This window comes from Pseudomonas sp. F220, assembly GCF_057813935.1.
This window is the reverse complement of record NZ_JBVASJ010000084.1, coordinates 1-4,061: the sequence shown is the minus strand read 5'-3', so window position 1 is coordinate 4,061 and position 4,061 is coordinate 1. Positions and strand designations below refer to the sequence as shown.

Annotated in this window: 5 protein-coding genes; 3 read left to right on the top strand and 2 right to left on the bottom strand. The window is 44.4% G+C overall.

All coding sequences use genetic code 11. The features are described 5' to 3' along the window. Nucleotides 1-172: 172 nt before the first annotated feature. A complete protein-coding gene (locus ACZYSM_RS28995; protein WP_489077077.1) occupies nucleotides 173-379 on the bottom strand; it encodes a hypothetical protein in 207 nt (68 codons plus the stop codon). A 137-nt stretch (nucleotides 380-516) separates the two neighbouring features. On the opposite strand from ACZYSM_RS28995, the gene ACZYSM_RS28990 reads away from it, so the two are divergent. Together ACZYSM_RS28990 and ACZYSM_RS28985 are read left to right on the top strand one after the other, a co-directional pair. Then, nucleotides 517-1,173: an acetyltransferase gene (locus ACZYSM_RS28990; protein ID WP_489077075.1), complete on the top strand. Its 657-nt coding sequence runs from the start codon at nucleotides 517-519 to the stop codon at nucleotides 1,171-1,173. Between the two features lie 15 nt (nucleotides 1,174-1,188). Beyond that, nucleotides 1,189-2,043, top strand: coding sequence for a 3-hydroxyacyl-CoA dehydrogenase family protein (locus ACZYSM_RS28985; RefSeq protein WP_489077073.1), 855 nt, complete (start codon nucleotides 1,189-1,191; stop codon nucleotides 2,041-2,043). 146 nt (nucleotides 2,044-2,189) lie between these two features. Here ACZYSM_RS28985 and ACZYSM_RS28980 read toward each other — a convergent pair whose 3' ends face one another. Then, nucleotides 2,190-3,539: an O-antigen polymerase gene (locus ACZYSM_RS28980; protein ID WP_489077071.1), complete on the bottom strand. Its 1,350-nt coding sequence runs from the start codon at nucleotides 3,537-3,539 to the stop codon at nucleotides 2,190-2,192. 305 nt (nucleotides 3,540-3,844) lie between these two features. On the opposite strand from ACZYSM_RS28980, the gene tnpB reads away from it, so the two are divergent. Beyond that, the coding region (tnpB, locus tag ACZYSM_RS28975; protein WP_239945233.1) for an IS66 family insertion sequence element accessory protein TnpB at nucleotides 3,845-4,061 on the top strand (217 nt) is incomplete at its 3' end.

Sequence of the window (4,061 nt, the reverse complement as noted above, 5' to 3'; positions counted from 1 at the left end):
ACGTCAAAAGACGGAAGAAGAGGCGGCATCGTGACCGATGCGGTTAGAATTTAGACCCCGCGCAATGGGGTGGAGGGATCGGTCACGTTGTTAGCGAAATGACCGGTCACGATGAGCGAAATACGCAACATGGCCGAGCATCTGAAAAGGTCATGATGTTGAAAAAACGTAATCAGTGTTCAGGGGGAGTGGTAATGCCGGATACCGAGCCCTTCAAAACGACCAACGGCAGGCTGGCGACGGCATAGTCAAATAACACGATCGCCTCGACGTCGACGAAGATCTTTCTGGCATTGAGACTGCCAGTGATTGCCTCAAGCAGCGCCTCCCTCATGGAAATGCCTTGCGCGTCGCTGATTGCCTGCCGACCGAATACCATCTCTGCAGCGTTTTCCCACCCCTGACACAAGACTCATTCGCCTGTAGAATCCTGCCGAATCCATGAACTCAGCGGCCCTGCGTGTCTCAAAACCTTCCAGGTTATAGCTGCCTCCAGATAGAAATTAAGGATCAAAAATGAAAATTTATGCAATTGTTGGAGCTGGCGGTTTTGGGCGAGAAGTAGCACCTCTCGCAACCGAAATGCTAGGCATGATCACTCAGGACGAATTTAAAATTGTCTTCGTGGATGACAACGCTCAAGAAGAAACAATTAATGGATACAGTGTCATAAACACTGAATCCTTTATAGAAATGAAAGGCGATAAGTTTTTCAACATAACGATAGCCAACAGCCAAGTACGGCAATCTATTTCTGAAAAACTAATATCACTGAACATAAAGCCTTTTTCTATATCAGCCACGAACTCAGTAAACCTAAGTAATAACTCAATAGGCGTCGGCGCCGTTTTTTGCCCATTTACTACGGTCACAGCAAATGCAAAAATTGGCGCTTTTTTTCACGCAAACATTTACTCATACGTTGCGCATGATTGTGTCATTGGTGACTTCGTCACATTCGCTCCTAACGTTCAATGCAACGGAAGTGTAGTGATTGAAGATCACGCCTATATCGGAACAGGCGCAATGATTAAACAGGGCACCCCGGACAGACCAATAATTATAGGAGAGGGCGCCATTGTCGGTATGGGTTCCGTAGTGACAAAAAGCGTTGATCCATACACAACGGTTTTTGGAAACCCGGCAAAGCCACTCCGCAAAGTTTCCAAGTAAAGGATTAAATTAGCAATGGAAAAAATCAAGGTTGCTGTTATTGGTTCAGGAACAATGGGAAAGGGCATTGTTCAGGTCCTTGCACAATCGAACTGTGTTTCTTCGATAGTGTGGGTTGGCCGATCTGCGCAAGCTTGCGCTGTACCACTGGAGGATCTTAATACTCAGTGGGACCGAATGGTGAACAAAAAAAGACTATCACCAGAAGACGTGTCCAGCTTCTCCAAAAAAGTCTCTATCACGAGTGAATATAAAGAAATCTCGGATTGCGGCTTGATTATCGAGGCCGTGTCTGAAGACATGAATGTCAAGCACTGCATATTCAAGGAAATTGCAACGACCGCAAACCCTAACGCAGTAATAGCATCCAACACTTCTTCTCTTTCAATAACAGAACTGGCAAGCCTGACAAAAAATCCCCAAAACGTTATTGGCCTGCATTTCTTCAACCCCGCGCCAGTAATGAAACTGATTGAAATAATCGTCGGGCTTTCAACATCAAAAGAAACCGAAATCTGGGCGATGAATTTTGCTAAATCATTAGGCAAAGACCCAGTACTGGTTAATGAGGCCCCGGGATTCATAGTCAATAGAATGCTGATTCCGATGATCAATGAAGCCATCGGAATATTGGCAGAGGGTGTAGCCAGCGCCGAAGAAATAGACAAGGCCATGAAGCTTGGAGCGAACCATCCGATAGGACCGCTAGCACTGGCAGACCTTATTGGTAATGACGTCAACCTATCGATCATGGAAACACTACATAACGAAACCGGCGACTCCAAATACAGAGCTCACCCACTACTAAGAAAAATGGTTAGAGCTAATCGACTTGGGCGGAAAACAGGTTCCGGCTTTTACAACTACTGAATGTAAAAGGCTAAATCGGGCCAGATCGAATAGTTTGATAGACTGGCCCAGATGCTACCTCTACCGATTCCTGCTCATGGTCGACAGCCCAGTTTCAATGATTGAAAGTGCTGATGCTGCGATGATAAGTGGCCGAGTCATAATATTTATGTTGCGACCAAGCTTCTTTTACCCATTTCATTAAAAGTGCAATTTGCCATAAAAATGAGTGACAGGAAAATAAATACCCCAAAAATACTATTCCAAGTCATGATACTTATAAGAAACGTAGAGTATATATAACCAATCATACAGATATACAGCGCCGCAGAGAACACTGGCATCCTACTTATTAACAGTCGATAATATGCGAGATTAAATAAAAATCCACTACACGCCATATAAATGAGCGCCCCAAAAAAACTGAAGTCTTGAATTAGCCCACGATATATCGTATAGATATTTGTTTGAATTATATCATTGAAATTATAGTACTCATCATAGTAACCGTCTGGAATATAAGTTGTATCGCCGAAAAACTTAAAAATCGCCATAAAAGTATACAAGCCATACGTGTAGTCACTTGAATTGTAAAATATGCTGCGCGAATCGCCCGAAGTAATACTTGAAAACCAGTCGGAAAATGCATACAGATGACCGAATGCATAGGAAGACATATAATACTGTAGCCGCTCTATGGTTTGGCTCGTGGTTCCATCACCAATCCCCCTCGCCATAAAGGACGCCATTAAAATTGGGAATAGCACCAATACTGAGACAAGTGCAACTCTGTTGGTTTTTTTGTTTGTCAGGTCGGTGTCACCCGTGTGCGTCCTTGCAATAATTACTCCACCGTAGAATAGTGCCGCAGATAAAAATAACGTTCCTTTGTCGGCATAAATGAGCATGTGCAGAGCGGACGGTATAAAGCTCATTGCAAACACAATCAGCTTTCTAAAAATATTTTTCCGATTACCTACTATCATCCCTCCAATACACACGCCCGTGTAGTTAAGAGCCACACCTAACTGAGCGTATATGTTCGGAGTTATTCTGCCTTCGTATCTTGCAACAAGATATTTGTTAGCCGTCCCGAGCAGATCGCTAAAAAAGTCAGCAGGTGAGAACCCTTGTATGGAGAGGTTGGCGAGTATGCAGGCGACAACTGATGTCTGCATACAGTAGAAGGCCAATGAAAAAAGCTTACCGGAGTAAAGATCTGGGGATTCTGTAAGCTTCAAGTTATTTGCTGCTATAGCAAATCCCCAAGGGAAAAATAAACACGGCATTCCGAAAAGTATTACGCAGCACAAAATAAACAGTATCGAGTAGGGGTCGATAGGTATCGAGAACATTACAACCAGCGGGAAAAATGTAAACAAAAACCAAAACAACGCAAATATAACAGGTGGCGACGACCAAGATCTTGTATATGACTTGAACAGCAGCGCGGCTCCAAAAATTCCGAAGCTGAATAGTATTGCCAACACTTTTGAAACTATATCGGTATCTATCACTGGGTAAATTCTTTATCTGGTTTCTTTTGAGTCTGCGTTAAAACAGGCTGAGATAAATCACTGCATCAATCTTCAAGACTAGGCGTATGAAGGTGGTAGGTATCGATACATAATTTGCTCCTGCATGGTTCCGTTAAGTTTAGGGCGTCCGCAGAATTCTCACCCTTGGTTGATATGCATCCTACCCGCAACAAGATCAATACAGAAGCGTAAAAGTGAGGTAACCGCTCCATGAAGCCCACATTCCAAGCCGATATTTGATGCCCGATGCTAAGCTCCCGAACTCTCTCAGGAGCCTGCCCCACATGATGCGTCCCGATGCAAAAGTCGAAAAGGTATACCTCTACCCCAAGCCGGTGGACTTCCGAAAATCCATCGACGGCCTGGCCGCCCTAGTCGAGCTGGATATCAAAGTGGCCGTGTTTGACCCCGTGCTTTTCGTTTTTCTGAATCGCCACCGTAATCGGGTGAAAATCCTCTATTGGGAGCGCAACGGCTTTTGCCTTTGGCTCAAGCGCCTGG

Bases quoted from the DNA above. Each gene is read 5' to 3' on its own strand.
- ACZYSM_RS28990 (WP_489077075.1), top strand. From the start codon at position 517: ATGAAAATTTATGCAATTGTTGGAGCTGGCGGTTTTGGGCGAGAAGTA.
- ACZYSM_RS28995 (WP_489077077.1), bottom strand. From the start codon at position 379: ATGGTATTCGGTCGGCAGGCAATCAGCGACGCGCAAGGCATTTCCATG.
- ACZYSM_RS28985 (WP_489077073.1), top strand. From the start codon at position 1,189: ATGGAAAAAATCAAGGTTGCTGTTATTGGTTCAGGAACAATGGGAAAG.